Origin of the sequence: Candidatus Enterococcus moelleringii (assembly GCF_017377575.1) — a bacterium.
Classification (GTDB): Bacteria; Bacillota; Bacilli; order Lactobacillales; family Enterococcaceae; genus Enterococcus_A; species Enterococcus_A moelleringii.
In genome coordinates, this window is record NZ_JAFREM010000021.1 from 51,174 (window position 1) to 74,746 (window position 23,573).

General features: G+C 38.6%; 21 protein-coding genes. 3 read left to right on the forward strand and 18 right to left on the reverse strand.

Translation table 11 applies throughout. The features are described from left to right. Position 1 precedes the first annotated feature (1 nt). The 11 genes from JZO70_RS14050 to JZO70_RS14100 form a co-directional block, all read right to left on the reverse strand. Positions 2-700, reverse strand: coding sequence for a CBS domain-containing protein (locus JZO70_RS14050; RefSeq protein ID WP_207674223.1), 699 nt, complete (start codon positions 698-700; stop codon positions 2-4). 407 nt (positions 701-1,107) lie between these two features. Further along, on the reverse strand, positions 1,108-3,363 hold the full coding sequence (locus tag JZO70_RS14055) for an AAA family ATPase (RefSeq protein ID WP_207674224.1): 2,256 nt from the start codon (positions 3,361-3,363) through the stop codon (positions 1,108-1,110). After that, positions 3,353-4,072, reverse strand: a complete 720-nt coding sequence (locus JZO70_RS14060) for an ABC-three component system middle component 1 (protein WP_207674225.1) — start codon at positions 4,070-4,072, stop codon at positions 3,353-3,355. Before JZO70_RS14060 ends, JZO70_RS14055 begins: the two co-directional genes overlap by 11 nt. Beyond that, on the reverse strand, positions 4,065-5,792 hold the full coding sequence (locus JZO70_RS14065) for an ABC-three component system protein (RefSeq protein ID WP_207674226.1): 1,728 nt from the start codon (positions 5,790-5,792) through the stop codon (positions 4,065-4,067). The genes JZO70_RS14060 and JZO70_RS14065 overlap by 8 nt, the downstream gene beginning before the upstream one ends. Positions 5,793-6,352: 560 nt before the next feature. After that, positions 6,353-7,018 carry a DUF1643 domain-containing protein gene (locus tag JZO70_RS14070; protein ID WP_207674227.1) on the reverse strand — a complete coding sequence of 222 codons (666 nt, stop codon included), beginning with the start codon at positions 7,016-7,018 and terminating at the stop codon, positions 6,353-6,355. Between the two features lie 154 nt (positions 7,019-7,172). Then, a complete protein-coding gene (gene argD / locus JZO70_RS14075) occupies positions 7,173-8,315 on the reverse strand; it encodes an acetylornithine transaminase (RefSeq protein ID WP_207674228.1) in 1,143 nt (380 codons plus the stop codon). Next, entirely contained in the window at positions 8,312-9,061 is a 750-nt protein-coding gene (gene argB, locus JZO70_RS14080) for an acetylglutamate kinase (RefSeq protein WP_207674229.1), read from the reverse strand. The genes argD and argB overlap by 4 nt, the downstream gene beginning before the upstream one ends. Positions 9,062-9,073: 12 nt before the next feature. After that, positions 9,074-10,267, reverse strand: a complete 1,194-nt coding sequence (argJ, locus tag JZO70_RS14085; protein WP_207674230.1) for a bifunctional glutamate N-acetyltransferase/amino-acid acetyltransferase ArgJ — start codon at positions 10,265-10,267, stop codon at positions 9,074-9,076. Positions 10,268-10,285: 18 nt separating this feature from the next. Next, positions 10,286-11,317, reverse strand: a complete 1,032-nt coding sequence (argC, locus tag JZO70_RS14090) for an N-acetyl-gamma-glutamyl-phosphate reductase (protein ID WP_207674231.1) — start codon at positions 11,315-11,317, stop codon at positions 10,286-10,288. A 434-nt stretch (positions 11,318-11,751) separates the two neighbouring features. Continuing rightward, the gene (gene aroD / locus JZO70_RS14095) at positions 11,752-12,498 is read right to left on the reverse strand and encodes a type I 3-dehydroquinate dehydratase (protein WP_207674232.1); all 747 of its coding nucleotides are present in this window, start codon (positions 12,496-12,498) and stop codon (positions 11,752-11,754) included. Between the two features lie 18 nt (positions 12,499-12,516). Further along, on the reverse strand, positions 12,517-13,692 hold the full coding sequence (locus tag JZO70_RS14100) for a Gfo/Idh/MocA family protein (protein ID WP_207674233.1): 1,176 nt from the start codon (positions 13,690-13,692) through the stop codon (positions 12,517-12,519). Between the two features lie 214 nt (positions 13,693-13,906). Here JZO70_RS14100 and JZO70_RS14105 point away from each other — a divergent pair, with 214 nt between their 5' ends. Further along, positions 13,907-14,800: a LysR family transcriptional regulator gene (locus tag JZO70_RS14105; protein WP_207674234.1), complete on the forward strand. Its 894-nt coding sequence runs from the start codon at positions 13,907-13,909 to the stop codon at positions 14,798-14,800. A gap of 360 nt (positions 14,801-15,160) precedes the next feature. On the opposite strand, the gene JZO70_RS14110 is transcribed toward JZO70_RS14105, so the two are convergent. From JZO70_RS14110 to JZO70_RS14125, 4 genes are all read right to left on the reverse strand, one after another. Then, entirely contained in the window at positions 15,161-15,814 is a 654-nt protein-coding gene (locus tag JZO70_RS14110) for a hypothetical protein (RefSeq protein ID WP_207674235.1), read from the reverse strand. 17 nt (positions 15,815-15,831) lie between these two features. Further along, on the reverse strand, positions 15,832-16,638 hold the full coding sequence (locus JZO70_RS14115; protein WP_242703949.1) for a S1 family peptidase: 807 nt from the start codon (positions 16,636-16,638) through the stop codon (positions 15,832-15,834). Between the two features lie 259 nt (positions 16,639-16,897). Next, the gene (locus JZO70_RS14120; protein ID WP_207674236.1) at positions 16,898-19,393 is read right to left on the reverse strand and encodes an ABC transporter permease; all 2,496 of its coding nucleotides are present in this window, start codon (positions 19,391-19,393) and stop codon (positions 16,898-16,900) included. Next, on the reverse strand, positions 19,390-20,055 hold the full coding sequence (locus tag JZO70_RS14125; protein ID WP_207674237.1) for an ABC transporter ATP-binding protein: 666 nt from the start codon (positions 20,053-20,055) through the stop codon (positions 19,390-19,392). Before JZO70_RS14125 ends, JZO70_RS14120 begins: the two co-directional genes overlap by 4 nt. A gap of 206 nt (positions 20,056-20,261) precedes the next feature. Here JZO70_RS14125 and JZO70_RS14130 point away from each other — a divergent pair, with 206 nt between their 5' ends. Beyond that, the gene (locus tag JZO70_RS14130) at positions 20,262-20,513 is read left to right on the forward strand and encodes a hypothetical protein (protein WP_207674238.1); all 252 of its coding nucleotides are present in this window, start codon (positions 20,262-20,264) and stop codon (positions 20,511-20,513) included. Between the two features lie 48 nt (positions 20,514-20,561). Here JZO70_RS14130 and JZO70_RS14135 read toward each other — a convergent pair whose 3' ends face one another. Both JZO70_RS14135 and JZO70_RS14140 read right to left on the reverse strand, forming a co-directional pair. After that, positions 20,562-20,969: a hypothetical protein gene (locus tag JZO70_RS14135; protein ID WP_207674239.1), complete on the reverse strand. Its 408-nt coding sequence runs from the start codon at positions 20,967-20,969 to the stop codon at positions 20,562-20,564. A 585-nt stretch (positions 20,970-21,554) separates the two neighbouring features. Then, positions 21,555-22,205 carry an SDR family NAD(P)-dependent oxidoreductase gene (locus JZO70_RS14140; RefSeq protein WP_207674240.1) on the reverse strand — a complete coding sequence of 217 codons (651 nt, stop codon included), beginning with the start codon at positions 22,203-22,205 and terminating at the stop codon, positions 21,555-21,557. Positions 22,206-22,300: 95 nt separating this feature from the next. Here JZO70_RS14140 and JZO70_RS14145 point away from each other — a divergent pair, with 95 nt between their 5' ends. Beyond that, positions 22,301-23,164, forward strand: a complete 864-nt coding sequence (locus tag JZO70_RS14145; protein ID WP_207674241.1) for a LysR family transcriptional regulator — start codon at positions 22,301-22,303, stop codon at positions 23,162-23,164. A 122-nt stretch (positions 23,165-23,286) separates the two neighbouring features. On the opposite strand, the gene JZO70_RS14150 is transcribed toward JZO70_RS14145, so the two are convergent. Further along, the gene (locus JZO70_RS14150; protein ID WP_207674242.1) at positions 23,287-23,445 is read right to left on the reverse strand and encodes a hypothetical protein; all 159 of its coding nucleotides are present in this window, start codon (positions 23,443-23,445) and stop codon (positions 23,287-23,289) included. Positions 23,446-23,573: the final 128 nt, after the last annotated feature.

Consider the following 23,573-nt stretch of genomic DNA (forward strand, 5'->3'; position numbering starts at 1 on the left):
ACTACTCCTCTTTCTGAACATAAATATCCCGCGGTCGAATAATCCCTAGCAAATTGCCGTCAGGATCGCCATCTTTGGTAATCAAGACCGCTTCTAAGGTAGTCTGCGCCCGGAACATCTCTTCCACCTCAGCCACCTTAGTCTCCGCATCGACAAAATGGAAGTTGGTACTCTTGCCATTGGACTGAAGCAAATCCTCCGCCTTCTTGCCCTCCAAATTAACCGGACCTTCTAAACTAGCTTGCGCAAAGAACAAACCAATCGTCCGCAACGTCACTAAGCCCTTGAACTCTCCCCGATGATAGACCGGGAATTGCGAGAAACGTTTTTCCGCCACAATCTCCATAATACTACGTAAAGGCAAGTTCTGTTCAAAGCCAGTCACCTTTTTACCAAATCTTGGCAAAACCTTTTCCGGCCGAATCAATACTTCTTCAATCTCCGCAATCCGCTTCACTGCCCAATCATTAGGCTCCGCAATTACAAAGTCATCCGCAATCTGATCATGCACAATCGCATTGCGCAGCTGCGCCAGCTGCAGCAAATCATTTTCATTATTGCCCACCAAAACACCTTTACGCTTAGACAGACGACGAACCATCTCACTAAAGCCCATGTTGGCAGGATTATTTAATTGATTCCTTAATTCCTTCTCAATTCGGTTAAATGTACTAAGAAATTCCTCAGCTCTCTCGCCCATAAATGCGCTCCTTTTTCGTTACTATTCACAGTATAGTAAAAATGAAGGTATAAAGAAAGCAGGAACGACGAAAAACTCGGCAAATTTGGGTTTGCCGAGTAAGTGGAGCGGATAATTGAAGTATCACCATAGCTTTTTAACGATGTCCCTCTCTGGAATGTGCTTATACAAGCAATTTTCATCCTCAACGTAAATGTCATAAGAGTGGTAATTATGTTCAAGAGCTCCCCCGTAATCTGCAAATTCGATAACTCCGTGGAGAGTTTTGTTTTGGAATTGGAATAAGACAATATCGTTTATTTGATACATCATGAAAGATAGTTAAACCTCCTAAAAATTAGATCAGATCACTACACATTAGATTTTATTGCTAGAAAAATCACAGAAATTTCAATAATGAGTCTTAATCAGCCCAAGTATTCAATCTGTAGATTTTTTCTATTTATTGGAATACCTGATTGTTCATATTTGTAGTAGAACATTATCGTTTTATCTAATTCGTGTGTGGATATAATAATTTGATTATCAGCAAATTCTTGCGTTAATAAATCTACAAAGGAATGCGCACTTAAATCATCAATAGATTGTAACGGATCATCTATCATGAATAATCTTATACCCTTGTTGGACAAGTATGTTTTTTGCACTGCTAATAGGATTGATATCATTAATCCATTTAATTGTCCTGCACTTAACATATTAACAATGTCATGTGTTAATGTACCAGAAACGAATTCAATCCTTCTATTATCTATTTTAGCTTCAATACCAAGCCCCATAGGAGATGTTTGCATAATTCTACCACTAATAATAAAAAGAGGAATTTTGATGTCTTCTAAGAAGTCAGAATTATATTTTTCAATGGATTTCTTATAAACACTACTCAGTTGTTCTATCTCGTGAATTTTATTATCAATCTTCTCATTGTATAACTTCTTTTTGTCTTCTAAATCTTGCTTAATTAATTCCTGGTCGTGTTTCAGTCGCTTACTTTTACTATTTAAAGTATAAACTAAATAAGCTTTTTTTTCTTGAATATCAGCTAGTGTAATCATAGGAGTTTCATCATTAAAGTATTGATGTGAGATACTTTCATACTTAACTAAATCAGTAGCGCTTATACTTGTAGAAATAGGCTGTAATCCTCGACGAATTCTTTCTAATAATAAGTTATAGTTATTATCAAAAGAGTTGTCTGTGTTCATAAAAAAGTTGTATAACTTTTGATCTTTTAATGTATTTTCTAGTTTTTGAGGGTCTATTTCAAACAGACCCTCAAACTCTTCATAGTTTTTAATCAATGATTGATAATCCTTAAGATAGTCATCAATTTCTTTAACAAATACTTCGTTCACAAACTGTTCTAAATTGTCTTCTATTTCTTGAATTTCTTCTGTTGTTTCTGACTGGTCATCATTTACATAGTTTGTTAAAATATCGTATAATTCAATTAGATTCTCATCGTCCTTGCCACAGTAAGGACAAACATTATTTTCCAAAAGATGCACAGCATCATGAATCTGTCTCAACTGGCTTCTTGCTTCATTCAATCTCTTTTTTTGAAGTGTGATTTCTGAAAGTTTGTTTTCTTTTTTGTGAATTTCCGCATTCAATTCATTTATTTTGTCAATGGATGCTCCAAAGGTTTTCTTAAATAACTCATTATCATATTTTGGACTTTTTTCTTCGATATATTTTTGTTTAATGATTTCAAATTGTTTTATTTGTATTAATTCTTCTTCTTTCAGCTTCAACTCTTTAATAGTTTTTTCGTGAAACAATGCACAGTAAAAATCTTTTTCATAAGAAACTAATTCTTCTAAAGTCTTATTATTTTTTTGTGCAATAAAATCACCTCTTAACTCAATAAAAGATTCTATCTGACTAATCTCGTCTAAATATTTTTTAACATCTGAAATTTCTACCAACTCTTCATCAAAAGCACAATTAAGCTTTGGAAAAAGCTTTTGATATTTTGCTGATTGGACATTTTCTACATCATCTAACAATATTTTTTTATATTTTTCTATTTTTGTTGAGGACTCATTAATCAAGGTATCTAATCGTGAAACATATTGATCCTTTTTATTAAGTAATTCTTTTCTTAAATCGACCAAATACTTATTTTTATCTTTGTCTCTATCTGTTCCTACAATTGAACTAAACTTATCTTTGCGATCTTTGTAAGGTAACTTTAAAAAGTTCAAAGAATCACTCTGAGAAATATACATACCAATATTGAAAATACTATCCGTAATACCAAAAAAACCATATATTTCATCTTGTTTTTCAACTGTTTCAGTACTTCCGTCAGGAGACGTTAGCTCAATTAAGGTACTATCGTGATCCCAACAAAAAGTACGTGTTAGAATATACATTCCTTTGTCTCTTATTGCTATTTCAGCTGTAATAACTGTATTCTTATTTTTATCTTTAGCAACACTACTAAGAGATTCTCTTCCTCTATTGTATAATCCACTAAAAAAATGTCCTAGGTCTCCAGTCACTAACAGCTCGATTGCATCAAAAAAGGTGGTTTTTCCATAACCATTCGGACCATCAAGAATCGTAATATTTTGTTTAGATAAATCAAAGATAAGCGGCTGATTATACGGGATATTCCTTAAATTGGATATTACCACTCTGTTTATTTTAAATTTCATCTTGCTCACCTGCCATTATTTCATTAACCATATCATTTGCAATTTCTTCAGGAGTTATCTCACCGATCCATGAATCTAGTGATTCATTAAGAAACCTCATCTGTTCACCATTTTCTCTATGATCAATATCTTTGTTAACTCGATTTTGAACCGAGTTAAATGAAATTTCCGCGAAATCTAGTTGAATAATTGGCAACTTTATAGCTAGTCTTGGGAGTAATTGTAATGATAAACTAATTCTATTGTTAAACAAATTTTCATTATCCCAAAATCTCTTGGTGTGATTCATATTTTTTAATGCATTTTGTAAAAATAATAACTCATCATCAGTATATAGACAAACATACTTCTTGAACATAAACTCATTCTCTTCAATACGAATGATAAACTTTTGTAAATCGTCTGTATGGTTCTCAATTTCTGAAATAAATACAACATAAGTGTCTTGAGGAATGTATTTGCTGAAATACTTATCAAAGAGTTTTTCAGCATTGCTAATCACCAATTCTGAGAAATCCGAATTATTTACTAACTCATTATTTGGAATTTTATTTTTTAATTCAAAGTCATATATCATGACTTTTCGTCCATCAAATATTTTATAGAATGCTACCAAATCCGAGGCGTCTTTTGGAAATTCTAACCACTCTCCATCTATCAAGGGAAAAGACTTTATCATACTTATAATTTTCGAAAATCTTTTACTCACATTTATCACTCTTCTCTCGTAATTCATTTACAAAGCTAGCTCTGTCAATTATTTTGATGTCATTCTCACTAACGTTAATATTTTGATTTCCTTCTTTGCTATTACTACTTTCTTCAGGAAGAAACCTCTTTTTTATCTCTTTATAGTTCGTAACATTATTTTCCATAACACTCTCCAAAATGGGGCCTTCTGGTTTTATTGCTGTCAAAGCCTTCCCCTGAATCGCACTGTATATTTCAACATTATTAATAATATTGGATAATCTGATAGCAATCGACTTACCGAATTTCTCGCTTCCAAAATCTAAGAGAGTAGGAATTATATAGTTTTCGCGCCCCATATCAAGCATGTGATAAGCTGGATTCCAACAATAGTCATCAACATAAGAAAACTCAAACTGATATAACAAGTTTTTTATTTCTTTCTTTGAAAAAGTTTCAACAAGCTTTTTGAGATGATCAATTTTTTCCAAATGCAAAATTTGATCTGGATTTAAGATTGGAATATAATCTATTAAATTTGTTGCTAAAAAATTGTCTCTAAGAGAAGGTATTGAGCAAGTATCACAATCATATTGTGAATAACCATTTCTACACTCATCGCATCTTGATTCGATCACCTCAACTAAGTTTTCGCACACAGATAGATATAATATTTCGTATGTAGAAAAGATTGCACTCTCTTCTTTTTCATTAATAGAAGTTCTAATACTTTTCCAAAAATCCTGATTTAGATTCAGATGATAACTACTCTTATTTTCATGGATATTACTTACTCGTTGGTCTAAAAGACCACATAAATTTTCATAAACCACTTTAATAGTAAACTTATCTGTCGGCTCACCTATTTTCGCTAAAAGTTTTGCGAGCTCTTCTTTTATTTTTTTTGGTATTTCTAGAAGCTGAATACTGTCATAGAGTTTAACCGGACATTCTGCTTTCCAATTTCCTACAGGTATCGCAGACATTAGAATACATTCCGCCGTACTAGGATTCGCACCTTCATTACGATGATCTAGTAATTGTTTAATAGCTTTCGAATAATTACTAAATGTTCTTGAAGCTAAAGCCGCTTTGACTTGAATATATTCAACAGGGATATCTCTTTCATAAAGAACGAAATCTTCTTTCAATTCTATTTCAATCGAATAATTATCTAGTATTTTTTTTACCTCTGTTTCACTTGTTCCATCGTCCCAAAGTGCATTAATTTTTGTGATTGCTCTAAATATCACGCACTTTCCTTGGTAGTTAAATCCACTCCATGTTGGAATTGCATCGTTATCATTAAAACTCTTATTACCCAGCGGAACAGCTTTAAACTTACTCAACAATTCCTTTTTCTTTACAATAGGATTATTAGTTTCAAAAAAGCTGACCTTTAAGTTTGCTCTATCAACAATTTGCCATAGCACTTTGGCGCTTTTAGGTTCTAAATCTGGTGGTATTTCTTCTTTACTTAGTTTGCTATAATCACTGATACTTTGATACATATTATTTGAAGAAGCTATCAGTAAAACTTCTTTGTCAGTTTTTTTATAATGATCTTCCAACTTATTACAAGAGACCGATGAAAAGTGCTTATCACTATTTTGAGCGAACTTTACTTCCCTAGATTCATCAAACTTAATAATAAAAACTCCCATAAGTTTTTCGTCTGATCTTAATTGATTTAAACATTCATTTATTGAATACCACTTATCTATCTCTACATCCATCATCAAACCATTCCTTTCGAAAAAATCCTATTTTCGTTTATTTCGAAATTGTTTGGTACCACCATCCCCTTCAAAAAACACAATATTAAATTCTATCATTATCGTTATCTGTAAATAGCGTTCACAACTTATAAAAGTATTCTCATTTTTTACCTGATTTTACTATCATTCTATGCCTTTATCTCTTTTCCTTATCCTCACATGACGTTAACTACAACATGTCTGTCCAGAGAAGGCGTTCATTCTTTTTAGATATCTAATATTTTCTTTCAACACATAAAATTACCGATTAGTATTTCCCATTATAAACTATGATACGATCATATATTTAATCACTTCATAATTGCCCATATAACGGTCATAATGAGTCATAAAAGTCACTACTTTATATTTGACAGCAAAATAAATTAAGCCACTTCTGTACAATCAATCACTCATAATTTCAAACAAATCAAAAATAACCACTTGATTTTAGTTTACAGCCAACTTAATACAATAATGATTTTTACATTAAGAAAAACACAAAAAAACTCGACAAAGATAAAATTGCCGAGTTTCCGTTATTATAATTTTCTACGTTTTGCTAGTTTGAAATCCGGTATATTTTTTAGTTTTCCACGGATAAGTTCGTTTTCTAAGCATTTATTTGAAACAACCCTAAGATGTTTAGCGTAGTGATTCGATTTGTTTAATTCAGGACTTTCGTTATTCTTTGAAAAAAAGCAAACAATCAAATCTTGACTAATTATTGTTTCATATATTTCATTTATTGCTTGTTTTCCGTACACGTTAGTTGGAACCCCCGTAGCTAATATGATGTCATAATCATCTTGACACTTCAACAACCTCTCTTTAATATAGAATATATTGTTTTCTAAAACACATGTGTGTTTTTGCTTTAATTTATCTATTTTTTCTTTTATTTTGTTTGATTTCGTTTCATAAACGGGAAGAGTATTGTATAGGTAAACATCGTTGTACTTTTCCCTAGCATACTTTAATACACGATTCACTGTTGCATCCGAGTTCTTCAAGTCAGCTTTACTGGGATTCATTAAAATAATCATTAATCCCTTTTTGTCAGAATTGTTATCTAAAGTAAAATGCATTGAAAAACGAAATAGATCATTTAGTTTTGATTTATTACTATCTAATTCACAATTAATTTCAAGATTTTCTTCTGGATCAAACCATTCAGGATAGTATACCTTTCTATCAGATTTCCCCATTAAAATTGCCACCTTCTAACTAATTATTATAAATTCTTACTGCATGATTGTTTAACACACAAAATTGTTTTTCTGATAAATTGTATTTTTTGTCTCTACAAATGATTAAAATACATCGTTTCAACCACTAAAAAATATAACCAAACAGTCCTAATTATCCTTCCAAAACTCCCCTAATCATCCCAACACCCTTCTCCAACTCACCCTGTTCAATCGTCAGTGGTGGCAGAAGTCGCATGGTGTTGTTCCCGGCCTTCAACACAAGCAGCCCTTTTTTCTGAAGCTCAGAAACTGCCGCGTTCAATGTGTCAGCATCTGTCAACTGAATACCTATCATCAAGCCTTGTCCGCGAACATCCAAGACTTTATCACTTGAATCCTTCAAGCTACTCAATGACTTCATTGCATACTCGCCTTTTTTCTTAACTCCGGCTAGGAAGTTTTCATCATTGATGATGTCGATGACTGACAAAGCTACGCGGAGCGCTAGCTTGTTGCCGCCAAAGGTGGTGCCGTGGGAGCCGGGTCCGAAGGCGTCTTTTAGTTCTTTTTTGCCTAGCATGGCGCCGACTGGGATGCCGTTGCCTAAAGCTTTGGCTAAGGTGAAGATGTCTGGTTCGATTCCGTAACCTTCAAAGGCGTAGAAATTACCGGTTCGGCCGATTCCTGTTTGAATCTCATCGACGACGAGCAGGGCGCCTTGTTCTTTGCAGAGTTTAGCGACTTGCTGGACGAAGGAGACATCGGCTGGTAATACTCCACCCTCGCCTTGGATCAGCTCTATCATGACAGCTGCAGTGTTTTGATCCACGATCTGCTGGAGGGGTTCGATTTCATTGTATGGTACGTATTGAAAATCCGGTAAAATAGGCGCGAAGCCTTCGTGCAGCGCTTCTTGGCCAGTGGCACTTAGAGCGCCGTAAGTCCGTCCGTGGAATGATTGCTGGAAACTGATAATTTTTGATCGTCCGGTAGCTTTACGGGCTAATTTGATAGCTGCTTCATTGGCTTCGGTTCCGCTGTTGCAGAAGAAGCCGAGATAATTTTTGTTATTGGCTAATTTTTTGGCAACATCTTCCTGCAATTTACTGGAATAAAGGTTCGACGTATGCCAAATTAGGTGCATTTGTTTTTCCAGGGCTTGGATTAGCTTGGGGTGTTGATGGCCTAAGCTGTTTACCCCGATGCCGCTGGTGAAATCCAGGTATTCTTTGCCGGTTTGGTCCACGACATAATTACCGAAGCCTTTGACTAAATCAATGGATTCTCTTTTGTAATTAGGAAATAGATGAGTCATGCGAACACCTTCGCTTTCGTGATTTTTGTGCCGCATTTTGCAATGCTGTCAGTGATGAAGACTTCTTTTACTCCTTTAGTCAGCGCAGATGTGGCACTGTCTAGTTTAGGAATCATGCCGCCAGTGATGACTTCTTGATCCTTTAATTCTTCTACATCGTCAGTGGTCAAGTGTTCCAACCATTCGCCGTCGCATTTCACACCAGGAACGTCGGTAATTAAGTACAAAGCTTCAGCATCCAAAGCTTCAGCGATCTTGCAGGCTGCGGTATCAGCATTAATGTTTAACCATTCTCCTGTTTCGGTCAATCCTAATGGCGCGATAATCGGCACATGCTGCGTCGCCAGTACGTCTTCGATCATACCTGTTCCGATGTTAGTAATTGATCCTACATAACCTAAATTCTTTTTATCGATAAATTCACCTTGAATCAATTGTCCGCATGAAGCATGCAGGCCGACTGCTGAGAAACCATTTTGCTGGAAAACCGTGGTGATGGCAGGTTGCACTTGGCCGATCAACACCATTTGGGTAATTTTTAAAGCTTGAGCTGAAGTCACACGCAGACCGTTGGAAATAGTTACCGGTACGTTCAGCTTTTCCATCATCTCAGTGATGTAATAGCCGCCGCCGTGAACGATGACGATTTCTTTGCCTTGTTCTTGCCAATCTGCTAATGTTTCAAAAAATTCTTCGGTTAAATTATCACTGGCTACTCCGCCAATTTTCACTACGATTTTTCCCATGATGTTCTCCTCCTACGTATGGTATAACGCGTTGACTTCTACATATTTGTAGGTCAAGTCACAGCCCCACGCTGCGCCCTTCGCGTCTCCTAAATTCATATCTACGGCAATCACAATCTTGTCTTGTTCTAAAATTGGTTTTATCGCTTCTTCGTCAAAGGCTTGCGGCTGGCTGCTTTTCAGTACCTGCACGCTGCCAATCCACATATCCACCTTTTCTGGATCAATCTTGGTTTCCGCATAACCTATGGCACAAATGATACGGCCCCAGTTAGGATCTTCCCCGAACATCGCTGTCTTCACCAGCATCGAGCCGACTACTTTTTTAGCAATCATCCGAGCGGCTAATTCATCAGTAGCGCCGTTCACCTGTACTTCAATCAGCTTGGTTGCGCCCTCGCCGTCTTTGGCGATCATCTGAGCCAAGGTTTCGCTAACCAGTTGGAACATCGCTACGAAGGTGTCATAGCCTTCTGTGCCCTTTTCAATCGTTGCGTTACCTGCCATGCCGTTTGCCAGCACCAACACCATATCATTAGTCGACGTATCTCCATCCACTGTGATTTGGTTGAAGGTTGTTTCGGTCTTTTCACTTAATAATTCCTGCAGCACCTCTTGTGAGATGTCTGCATCGGTGGTGATAAAGGCTAGCATCGTTGCCATGTTAGGATGAATCATCCCAGAACCTTTCGCACATCCAGCAACTGTCACAGTTTCGCCGTTAACCTTCGCTTGGACCACAATTTCTTTGGTAGTTGTATCAGTCGTTAAAATCGCTTCGTGAAAATGATAAGGTTCGCAGTCCTCAATGTCGATTTTTTGAATCCCTTTTTCAACTAATTCAATCGGCATAATCTTGCCAATCACGCCAGTTGAAGCAACGGCTACTTTGTCTGCTGTCACCCCTAAGTGATCCGCGGCGGCCTTCTGCATTTGTTTAGCATGCTGCAGGCCGATCTCGCCGGTACAAGCATTGGCATAGCCGGAGTTAACAACGACTGCCTGCATGATTGGTTCTTGCATCGCTTCCTTCGTCACGTAAATCGGTGCTGCCTTCACTTGGTTGGTGGTATATACGGCCGCAGCCTTAGCTGGTTTTTCTGAATAAATGATGCCCAAATCCATTTTGTTTTTCTTTAAGCCTGCGTGCAGGCCTGTCGCTTGGAAGCCCTTGGGACTTGCGACGGTTCCATCTATGATATTCATCTATTTTCTCCTTTGTCGTTACGGATACACAGGCACCAGCTCTAAGCCAGTCGTTTCCGGTACATTCATTAGTAAGTTTAAGTTTTGAATCGCTTGGCCGGCAGCTCCCTTGACCAGGTTGTCGATGACACTCACCACAGTAATGGTCTGAGTAGCTTCGTTGTAGGCCATGCCGATATCGCAGTAGTTTGAGCCAACCACCTGCTTAATACAGGGGAAATCTTGACCATCCTGCAAGCGGATGAATGGTTTGCCTTCATATTCAGCTTCGAAGGCTTGACGAACTTCTTCGCCGGTGACACCCTCTTTAGCTCTACAATAGGTAGTCATCAGAATGCCGCGAGTGACTGGGATCAAAGCAGTTGAAAATTGAACCGCTGGAATCTCAGCATCCCAGCTTTGCAGCTGTTGAACAATTTCTGGTATATGTTGATGCTGATTCAGCTTGTACACCGACATGTTGTCGTTAGCCTCTGTATAATGACTAGCCTCTGACAGCTTCTTGCCAGCGCCGGATAAACCGGACTTACCATCAAAGATGATGGAGTTCTTTTCAATCAGCTGCTGCTTCACCAGCGGTGCCACCGAAAGGATCGCCGCTGTGGCGTAACATCCCGGGTTGGCAATCAATTTCAAATCCTTTGGCAGGTCGAAATCAGCTAAGCCGTAGGTGGCTTGTTCCAAGGCTTCGATTGGCGCGCTGGTCTTGCCGTACCATTTCTTATATTGAGCCGGATTCTTCAAGCGATAATCCCCAGACAGATCAATGACTGGAAACTGCTTTTCGATAAACGGCAATGCCTGATCCTTCGCAACCCCAGATGGAGCGGCGAAGAAAACCAAGTCTGCGTTATCCATAATTTTCTCAGGATCGACTTCTTCTAAAGGCAATTCGATCAGATGTTTCAAATGTGGGAATCGTCGGTCGATCGCTTCCCCGTTTTGTGAATGACTGTGAATAGATACGATCTCTACATTGGGATGATTGCTTAGCAAACGCAGCAATTCAAGTCCGCTGTAGCCTGTCACACCGATAATTGATACTTTCAATCAAAAACCTCCGATCAAACTGCATAAAAATGCAATTAGTTACTGTATAGTTTATGATTATAGAATTCTAATCTAGATAAGTCAATGCCTTTTTATAAAATTTTTCGACAAAATGCGCAATTTTATTCATTATGCATCCATTTATCCAGATTTACCCGCAATAATATTCAATTATACATGAATTATCTGTATATTCCATTCCGTTCTGGATCATCTAAGATTAGGAAACTGCCATACAGTCGCTCGGATTTCACCAGACTTATACTCATTGCTGAAAAACGCGATCCGAGAAACCGCATACACGAATTACTTCATATAATAGAAGGAACACGTTCTTCCAAGTGAAGAAAAGTGAACCAACTTCCTTCAACTACTAATTTTGCGCACGAAAAAAAAGACCAGGTGAAAGATTCACCTGATCCTAGTTTCTACTATTATAGTGATTCCAAGATAGTACGCAATTCGCCAACTGAAACTTGTCCAGGGGCAGATGCTTTTTTAGCAGCGCCAAAAGTAGCAGCTGAACCAAAGGTAGCACCAGATACACGGCTGATTACGCCTAGTTCGCCCATTGACATAGTGATCAACGGTTGTTTTGCATAGTTGTTGTACATTTCTTGGGTTGCATCCAACAATACAATTACATCATGCGTGTTTTGCGGCATTACAGCAATCTTGCAGATGTCTGCGCCTTTGTCCTGCATTGCTTTCAGACGAGTGATGATTTCTTCTTTCGGTGGCGTTTTGTCGAAATCATGGTTACACATGATAATTTTAACACCTTTGTCATGAGCTGCTTTCACTAATTCTGCAACTTCTGCTTCAGGCATGAACAATTCCACGTCAAGTAATTCAAAGTTTCCATGCTCCAAGAAAGTATGGTACATTTCGAAATATTGGGCGTCTTCCATCGGACAAGCGCCGCCTTCTTTAGCAGTACGGAAGGTAACTAATAGAGGCAATTTTACCGCTTCTTTAACTTCCCTAATAAATTCCGCTGCTTTAGCAAAGTCAGTCACTTCTTCAAAATGGTCAATACGCCATTCGATCATGTCACAGTTGCTGGCAACAGCGATTTCTGCTTCCGACAAGACTTCTTCACGGGTTTTTCCGACTAAAGGTACGATGACTTTTGGCAAGCCTTCTCCAATAGTTAAATTTTCAACAGTTACAGTTTCCATTAATCGTCCACTTCTTTCCTAAAAATCTACTCTGCGTCCTTCTTCAGCTGAAAGATAAGCCGCATAGATAATTTTTATTGTATCATAAGCTAGGTCCAAACCGGAGAGTGGTTGACGATTTTCTGCCACACATTCTGCAAAATCTTGGAATTGAGCTAAATAGCCACGTAAAGTTTCTTCCGCAACGAATACTTTGTTCCAACCAGTTTTGTCTTGCAGCTGTTCAGAGATGTAAACATCGTCTAAATCATCATGATCTAAGAAGTAAGTTTGTAAGTTGTCAGCTGGTGTAATGTTGTTCACCAATGCGCTGTCGTTTGTATAAACTTCAACGTAGTTCTTCACGCCGCCTAAAGTGTTATCGTTAGAGATAGAGATTGCTTTCGTGCCGTCAGTAAAGGTAATGATTACTGTCGCAAAGTCTTCTGTATCGATTGATTTAGCTGGGAAGTAGCGTTTGTCATGTTCGTTCAAGCTAGGAGCCAGACGTCCAGTTTCAGCTACAACGCTTTGAACAGCGATTTCTTCGCCGCGTGCTTTTGCTTCGATTTGTTTCAAGAACAGCATGCCGCCGATTGGATGGCTGCCTAGACGGATTAATGAACCGCCGCCGGCTAATGACCAGTAAGCTGATGCTGGTGAAGTAGATGAACGGATGCTTTCTTCACCCTTCATGTACATAATTTTGCTCTTCTTCGCTTCGATCATTTCAGCTGAACGTAAAATGTTTGGTGAATATACATAGTTTTCTGCATACATGAACAAACGGTCAGATGCTTCAAATTTCTTGCGGCATTCGTCAATGTTTGCTAATAAGCTTTCGTACATTTTTGCTTTAGGAACTTTCAAGCCGATTGGTTCTTCGTCGCCTTCTTCACCAAAGTAGCCAGTTAAAGGTTTTTCACAGATGACATGTTTGTTGGCATCCAATGCTTCATACGCCAAATCCAAGTGAGTAACTGGTGGAGTGATGATATCAACAACATCTACTTCAGGATCTTCTAGAACTTGTTGGTAGCTGGTTGCTACGCCTTCGATGATGTCCCATTTGTCGCATAATTGTTGCGCGCGTTCTTGATCATTGTCGTACACATACTTGATTCTCAAATCCACACCACTGACTTTGTTATAAGAATTTGTATGGAAATTCCCAGCAAAACCAGCACCAATTAAGGCAATCGTTACTTTTTTCATGTATAAATTCCTCCAATTTTTCGTTTACCTAAAAACGTTTTCTTTACACTAATTACTATATGGAATTTTACTTGTGAAAACAATCGCAATCACGATTGATATTCATAACAATCATGTTATAATTTAAAAAGACGGCTTCACTGAGCGATAACGCTTGGCGAAACCATACATCAAATAGACATTTCTTTACTATAAAATATTAGGAGTTTCCCCCATGAACCTACAAAACTTAGAAGCCTTTTGCCGCTTGGCAGAGGTGGAACACTATGGCAAAGCCTCGGATGAACTTGGCATCGCCCAACCTTCTTTAAGCCGACTGATTCGCCGGATGGAGGATGACCTCGGCGTCTCCTTATTTAAACCCGTCGGCCGTAACATCCGTCTCACTAAGATGGGAAAAATCTATTACGAAAAAGTCCGCAAAGGTTTGGAAGAAATCAAATCCGGTGCAGATACCATTCAGGATATCGTTGATCCCTATTTTGGCAGTATTGATCTGGGCTTTATTTTCACTTTGGGACCAGAAATTATTCCCGAGCTGCTGAAGCAATTTCGCAGCGATCCTGATCGGGCCAATTACAAGTTCAAATTCTGGCAGGGCAATACCCCGCGCCTGATCGAAAATGCCAAGAATGAAATTTGCGATTTTTCGATTTGTTCCTATTTAAAGAACGAACCGGAAATCGAGTTCTTCCATTTGTTGGATCAGCCGCTAGTGGCCATCGTAGCCAAGTCCCACCCTTACGCAAAACAGAAAAAGGTTTCAATGGAAGAATTATCGAAGGTGCCAATGATTTTATGTCTGGACAAAACCTATTTCATCGAAAATCTATTTAGAAAAGAAAAGCTGCCGTTAACCATCGCCTGCCGGGTAGAAGAAGATCAAGCTCTCACCGGTCTGGTATCCATCAACTTAGGCGCAGCTATCCTGCCCTACAACAAGCTGATGAAGCATCACGATGTTGCAGTCTTACAACTGGAAACCCCGGTTTACCGGCCGGTATATCTAGCGAAAAGGAAAGACATTCAACTGCCGGCTGGTGCCAAAGCCTTTGAATCCTTCTTGAAGCAAAAGGAATTTGTGCTGTCGTCGGAATTACCATATTAGAATTAGTAATCATATATACTTCGTACTCAAAGCGCTACACCCTTTTACTAAACAAACAAGTATGATGTATAATTATTAAATAAAAAAAGAGGAGTGATTATTATCAAAAAAGAGTCTAACAAAAATAAAGAACCTATTAAAAAATCGCTGAAAGATAGGGACCGCACATTAGATTTCACACGTAAGAATAATTCAGAAAAGGAGTCTAGACATTCTATAAATACTATTAAGTATGATCAGACTAATAAAGAGTATGATAATTTTTTTGGAAAAAAGGGGGAGAAATAATCTCTGCATAGTGGGGTTATTACTAATACCTTTGGTAGGATAAGAAGCGCTAATTCAAAGAAAGCTACCATGCTACTGATAATGGTAACTTTCTTTGAACACATGGAAAACTACTTTTTTTTCGAAATCTACATAAACTGTATACTCTCCCATATTCGCTTTTTCAGCAGATGAATACATTCGGACAGCTTCTGCAGGAAGTAAACTATCATAATCTTCAATTCTTCTCGAAAACAATACATCAAAGTAATCAAACTGGTTATCTTCAACTATACAATCTACTGATCCGGTAATAATGTGTTTACCAGAAAAATCAAATATTGAGACTCTCGTGCCGTTAGTATGGTCAAATACTTTTTTGAAAATTGTTAAACTTTCAATTTTGGCATATCCATTTTTTCCCCTGAGGATATTTAACCACTCTGTTAATAAGAAAGAGAAAACTTTCACTGCAACAGGTAATAAAAAAACTGAAATTAAAAAAAGGATTGATGACACAAAGATAATATTGCTATACCATGTATTACCCCTCACATTTTGAAGATAGAAAAGGCCCACTAAACTATTAAATAAGGATAGTGCGACAAGAAACGTCTTGTTTTCATCAGCTCTATTTCTCTTAAGAAAAATCGTATTTGACCGATACAAGATATAGTAAGCCAGATAACCAGGAACTAAAGTACCAGTCAATTTAATTATAATGTCAATCAATTCAGGTGATGTCATTATTTTTTCCTACCATTCTATTCAGGCAAAAACTCTTCAAAAGCTTCCAGCTGATTTGATTTTATTATTACTCCAAGGCCTATAGGTAATCTACTAGTCAAACCTACTGCCGTAGGAACATCTTCCTCAGAAATTTCTCCTTCAAGATTTTGTATCATAACAGCACTATTAATTCCTAAAAAATGAACTCTCGGTTGTCCAAGATTGTAATTACCATCTTTATCTAAGAACCCATCCCTATTGTAAATTATAACGGGTGAACCACTTGAACCACCATAAATTGCAGAGTCTACTAAAAATTTTGGTTCTCCATTATAATCTAATTTGTAATCCGAAGCAGTTATTCCTTTTCTGACAAGCGGTCTATTATTTACTTCATCCATATAACCATTTGGATATCCTATAATGTATACATCCTCTATAGCCGATATATCTTTAGCTTGTTCACTAGTTGGAATCAATTTTTTTTCTAAGAAAACTGACTTAAAAGAGTACCCTTGGCTCATCAGGGACTGGAATATTCCAGGACAAGGCAATACTGCAAGGTCAATTTCAGGATCAGGATGATAAATAACGCTACCTTTCAAATTAAAAATATTATATCTTTTTACGATATCATTTGAATTCTTATCAACTAGAGTTAACATGATTACTACATTGTTAGCGTCTTCAAAAACGTGTCTATTAGTAACGATGACCGGTTTAAAATCACCCTTAGAACTTTCATCCATTTTGTAAAAAAAACCGGTTCCTACACCTGCATCAGTAGACAATTTTACAGTTGTCGATACCAGTTGCTCAGCAATATCTATTCTGCCGGACATTTTATTTCCCTCCTATCTGCTTACTTATTCCAGTATATTTGATTTCCTTAAATATTCCAAGAGTAATATTGTAATACTAAAAAAATCAAAACCGAAAGACTTTTGTTTGATTATTTATAAGTTCATTGCTGAACCAACATGGTATAATTAGCGGTAACTACCCACGGTTGAACTTTCACCAACTAGATTACCAATACCTGGGACACATCAAAAACCCTGTGAAATGGCGAAATATCCACTTCACAGGGCTTTTTGTCAGCTACTGATTCATCCGATCAATCAGCTTCTCCTTCAAACTAATCCGATACGTAATCCATGGCGTCAGTAAGCACACCAGCAAAATCACCACTAAAACCAAGGCCAAGGAAGACAGAGGTAAGTTAAAAGCCGCATAAGGAACGATCCGTTTAAACAAAAGATACAGCGGAATATAAATCACCGTACCAAGCGTCAGCAATAATCCAAAAGAAATTCCCCAATAATAGAACCCTTCAAACAATAAAATTTCTCGTTGCTGCTGATGGGTCATGCCGATGCTTTCTAAAATGGCAAACTCTTGCTTCCGGCTGTTCACACTAGTTACCATCGTCGTGACAAAATTAAGGATGCCAGTTAACAGAAAGGTCAGCGATAACCCCACTGTTAATACTTTAGTTGTCAATAGATACCCAGCCATCTCGGCTTCCTTTTCCACCCGCGACAGAATTTGGATATTAGCATCCGAAGCCGTGATCTCTTTCAGCTGCTGCAACACGTCTTCATCCTGTCGTCCATCCGTATCGAAGGATATCCGGAAAATCTTTGTTTGCGGCGCAAGATTAGCCAATGCAGATTTGCTGATATACAAATCCGGCGCAGTCCCCCGTTCATTTCCCCGACCACTCTGGAAATCGGCAGGTAAAAAGTTGTCCGCAATCTTAAACTCTTGTGACTCACCTTCACTCTCTATCGTAATCATCTCACCAGACCGTACTATATTTTCACCATCTTCATCTGTCAGCTCCTGCAGCAATACCAAATCGCCCTTTTTAAAAGCCGCCACATCAATCGGCTCCTCCAGCTTTTGATTTAATTCCTCGATGTAACGATCATCAATGCCATAAACGCCGCTATAAAAATTCTCGATATAGGCTTTGCGTTTCTCAGGTGTCGAGAAATCCGCTCCGGCTTTTCCATCTAAAGAATCTACATACGCGCCAAACACCTGCTCCTCATATTGAACCGGGAAGGTCACTTCTTCAGCTACATCTGTTGTTTTTAGGTCTTGGATGCCCGGAATTGCTTGAATCTCCGCTAACATATTTGACGTGATTGGTTTTCCCTCATCATGAATACTATAGGTAATCGCAAAATCATCTTCGCCCCATTGCTGGATGAAATTTTCCGGACTGATACTGGACAATAAGGCGGTGGCGATCCAGTACAAGGCCAGTCCTAAAAATAAGGAAGAAAACACCAGCAGCGCACTTTTCTTAGAACGAAAAATATTCTGGAATGCCATGCTCTTGGAGCTGAATCGTTTGTTTTTACGCTTGTGCAGGTTTTTGGTAGTCATTTCATTGTAGGCCATTGCCGAAACCGGCGACACTTGCGCCGCCATTCGCGCCGGTTTGATACACCCCATTCTGGCCGTAACAAACGCAAACACGGCAGCACTGATAAAAATCAACGGGGAAAAAGAAACCTGCATCCCCGCATCACTATTGCCAGGATAAAGCATCGTCAAGCTATAAGGAACAATCCCCAAGGACACGACCGCGCCCAACACCAAGCCGATGGGAATGCCAATCATGGTAATAAACAAAATCTGCTGGTGAACAATTTTCCGTACTTCCCGCTTAGTAAAGCCGATCAAGCGCAGCTGACCGTAAAAACGAATATCTCTCACCACATTGATGTATAGAATATTGTAGATTAACAGGTAGCTGCTGATGAAGATAAATAAGATCACACACACGACAGCCGCAATCAGCGTTTGATTATTCACCTGTGTAACCGGTACAATTTCAAAGCTCTGCTCCGGACTGAATCCAATCGTCTCTTTCAGCTGCTCGCATCTACTTTGGATATTCTCCCCATCCTCAAAGGAAACCATCGCCACGTTTCCCGTCGCTAAATCTGCTTCCTCTTTAAAAACTTCCGAAACATACACGCTCCCCTTATCGTTGGTCCTCACCTGCGAGTAATCCGTGTAATAACCCGCTAAAACAAACTCCCTCGTCTCCACATCAGTGCCGCCATCTAAATGATAGGACAAGGAAATAACCATTCCTACCTGCGGATCAGAAATTCCTAAGCGTTCTAAAATCCACGTAGGCATCATGACTTCATTCTTTGCAGCCGGGTAAGTTCCCACCACATCAGAAACAGTCGGCAGCCGATGAAGCTTCCACTCCTTTTCGTCGATCCAATTCAAGCCTAACTTCAGATCGTCATCTTCCAAATCGTCCACCTGACCCAAATGTTGCGACCTGCCGACATTCTCCACCAGACTAACTGTTTCCAATTCTTCCGTCTGCTCGTCACTCGGATTATTGATCGCCACATGTGCCGTGGTCCCCATGGTACGAATTTGCTGCAGCTGCGAAGTTTCCACATAACTAAAGCCAATACTAAAAACCGCCGTCAGCATAAAGGTCGCTAACACTACGGCAATGATGACAATACGATTGCGGGATTTATGGGCGGAAAAAATCTGCTTCGACAATTTCCGAATGCGTTTTGAATTTATTTTATGATAAGCTCTCTTTTTCATGGCACGATCTTCCCATCTTCAATCTGAATAACCCGATCTGCTAACTGGGAAACCAAGGGGTTGTGGGTAATCATAATCAGTGTCTGGTTGAAGCGCTGACTGACGGTTCGTAAAAGCCGCAAAACCTCTTCGCTGGTTTTACTATCTAAATTGCCGGTGGGTTCATCGGCCAAAATAAGTGCTGGTTTGGTGATCAACGCCCGGGCAATCGCCACTCGCTGCTGCTGACCGCCGGAAAGTGTGTTGGGCAGGCTGAAGGTCTTATCCTGCAAGGAAAGCATCGCTAATATCTCAGCCAAAAAATCCTGATCCACCTCTTCCATATCCATCTCTACCGGCAAAACAATATTTTCGTACACGCTCAAAATCGGAATCAAATTGTAATTTTGAAAAATAAAGCCGATCTTCTTTCTGCGAAACAACGTCAGCTCTTCTTCCGTCATAGCACCAAGAGTCACACCGTCGATAGATACACTGCCCGAGGTCGGAGAATCCAAGCCGCCAATCAAATTAAGCAAGGTAGATTTCCCGCTGCCAGAGCTGCCAATGATCGCCACAAATTCACCTTTCTCCACAGAAAAACTGACATCATCCACCGCTTTAACCTGATTGGGCGCTTCACCATAATACTTTTTCAAATGTTCGGTTTTGATTATTTCCATAAGTCCCACCCCCTAAACTTATGCACTTTGCCATACTTTCAACTGTCCAGGTGATTGTCCATGTAGTTCCACTACTTGTCCTTCAATGGTACGCAAAAAATCCGGCAGCAATTTCCTCCATCCGGCGATTTTTCTTTCTATTATATATCTCTAGAAAACGCCTCCATGGTATAATTAAGAGAGAGATAAGATTGGGGTGACCTGCAATGAAAAGATATCTTTTTCCTTTGTTGGCTGGCTTTGCTGTGGCATCCTTGCTCTACATTTTTGGCTTTACGACCGCTCTAAATTACTCAGGCTATGGCATTTTGTTATTCGGTATGGCGCTATCCGGCAATCTCGTCTCAGGAGACCGTATGCGGGCGAATGCCCAATACGAATCAAGCTTACCTAAAAATTTTTACCTGCAAGTGATCGTCTTCTCGTTGCCATTTCTGCTTCTCAATTATTTAGCTTGATGAACCCTCATCCAACTACTGAAGCTTTCCACTTAATGAACCCTTGCCTCAAGATAAAATCAAGAAAAGCAATACGCCGGCAAGCACACAAACAATGCTGAACAGTACAATCAGCAGTGTTCTGCCGGTTTTATTTTGGATAGAGCTGGAAAACTTAATCCCTCCGATTGCTACCGCGGCAATGAATCCCAGCATGCACGTACCAATAATTGGCATCAGACCTGCAGAAACACCCGCATATACTGCGACAAACGGCAGTAAAGTTAAAGAACCCACCAGCAATAAAATGACAAATCCACACAGCAGCAAATACTTGGCGGTTTTATTTTTTATCAACAAGGCCGCAGTCGTTCCGCCGAAAACACTTATTGCGATTGACGTGACACCAAAAAGCAACAAAGAGCCTGCGATAACTAGAAAAAGAAGCGGTAAAAGTATCAGTACGACGTGAAACATGGGCTTCCTCCTGACTGCTGATTACGAAGATTACCTACTAAATATAGGCCCAAATCAAGAAAATATTCTACATTTATCACCTTAATTATAGCATATCAGCCAATCGGAAATAACGTTATTAAAAGCGTTATTAACTATTTGCATTACGAATTTCTTTCATGAAAAAATCTCGTACTGAACACAGAAAATATCTCCTAATTAATTTGGTTTACCATAATTTTATTATGGTGTTTAAAAACAACTAAATACATAATCACCTCCCCGATGACATCCCCAAAAAATCAAACCCTCAGCCAATACAAAAATCGCACAGATATTTAAACAAAAGTGTCAAATATTCAGGTAGTTTAAAACCCCTAGCCAATTCCTTAGACAAAGAATCAACTAGAGGTTTTATTGGTTATCCTATGCTCGTGTTGGAAATAATTGAATCACGGATAGGTAAATCTATTATTACCAACTAATTCATTATCATACCAACTTCGCTAAGTTCAAGAGTTGTCGTCTCCCATTAGATTCTTTAGACGAGTCATCAAAGTGGACACGATTATGACTGCTGAATGAGGCTGATCAAATCTTCTTAAACTATTTATAGAACACTTCTGAGTCCTTTCGATCCTTATACATTTCCAAATATTTCTCCGCGATTAAGTCTGGTGCAAAATGAGTTTCTGGTGCAACGGTCCCCATGATATTCACGATACCGACGAAAACACCTTTTTCTTTTAATTCTTCAGCTAAAACGAGAGCTAAGTTTCTTAAAGCCGCTTTATCAATTGAAACCGTTGAAAATTCTGCTGATGGATACATGGCGAAGCCACCGCCAGTAAAAATGATAGTCCCTTCCTTTTGATCAATCTGTTCTGGAAGAACTTGCTGGACACAATGAAGGGCGCTCGCTACATCCACTTGATAAAAATCCATCAATTCTTGACTGGATAATTCAGATGGTTTTTTTGGAACAAGTTTTGCGGCGTTATAAACTAAGACATCGATAACACCGACTTGGTCTTTAATCTTTTTGAAAGCAGCCGTCAATGAATCACTATCCGCAGCGTCCGCTGCAACAGTCAAAGTTTCAATATTTTTAGCTTCAAGCTCCTCTGCATATTTTTCTAACTTTTGCTGGTCTCTAGAGATTAAAACCACACGAAAATTTCCATTTCCAAACTTCTCTGCTACATGGTTACCTATTCCTGGTCCTGCACCTACAATTGTTACAACTTTCTTTCTCATTCCATGACCTCTTTTCTTTATCTGTTAATAGAAGTTATTGTATGCTATGATACGTAATAACTCAAACAAATATTTAGAACTGAGGTTATCACTATATGGTTATGAACTTGCATTCTCTCGAAATTTTTATCGAAGTAGCTGAACGAGGTAGTTTTACTGAAGCAGCAAGGAACTTATACGTTACCCAACCCGCGATTAGTAAAGCAATCAAAAATATTGAAGTCGAACTAAGTGTCAAACTTTTCCAAAGAGACAAAAGAAATGGACTGATTCTCACTGATGTCGGCGCAAAAATTTTGGTACTCGCTCGCCAAATGCTAGACATTGATAATAAAATCTATCAGGCAGCTTTTAAAGAAAATAATTTTTTAGGTGGACGCGTCAGAATTGGTTCTATTTTCATTACCACTACGGTAATCCTTTCAAAAGCCATCGCAATGTTCCAAGAGAAATACCCTTTCGTTAAAATCGAACTATATGAAGGAACGGCTAGAGAAGTAAATAAAATGGTAATGGACCATGCTGTCGATTTTGCGATAAGTATTTCCCCTTTTAACAAAATGGAATACGAAGTTTTAGTTGAAGATGAAATGGTGGCCATTAGCAATCGTGAGATCGATGGCTTAGTCAATATTATCTCTGATGATAGGAAATTTGTTTTTGGACAAGCTGGAGCAGAAACGGCAATCGACACCTTGGGGAAAGAATATGAAATACCTTTTGAAAAGTGGTTTCAAGTCGCTCGTGGCGAAACTGTTCTTAGCATGGCTCAAAGTGGTGTGGGCATTGGCATCATCTCTCAATTTGTTCTTGATAGTATTCCTAATCAGCTTTACAGAGCTGCTGTTTATCCGCAAGTAAAAATGGAATACGGCATTATCACGAATTCTTTTGCTGAATTAACACCTGTTGCTAAAGAGTTTGTTCGTATTATTAAAAAAAGTAATCAATCCTCTTAAACTACATGAAGGCTATTCAAACGTTCGCCCACACCATTTTGGTGATGGGTGATTTTTATTTAGAAAAAACCTCGTGCATAATAGAGCCACGCTAAAGATATTTCTGCCCGACTAACTTGATATCATTCTGCTAATTCACCAATTCTCTCAATAATGAGTAAATCCTTGCTTTCCATCTCTGCGTACTTTTGACGAGCAATCTTATCCGTTTCCAAATGCTTAGAAGTCACAGTCTCACTTTTAGCTAAATGACTAGCTGCTAGCGGACTGTATGATGTCAAAGCAATCCCTTCTGATTCATAATAAGGAATCATCTCAAGTTTTTCTTCTATGTTTTCTGGATTTAACTTAGTGTCATCCTGAAATTTCCATGCTATTCATTTTTCATTGCTAAAAACGATTCTCGGCT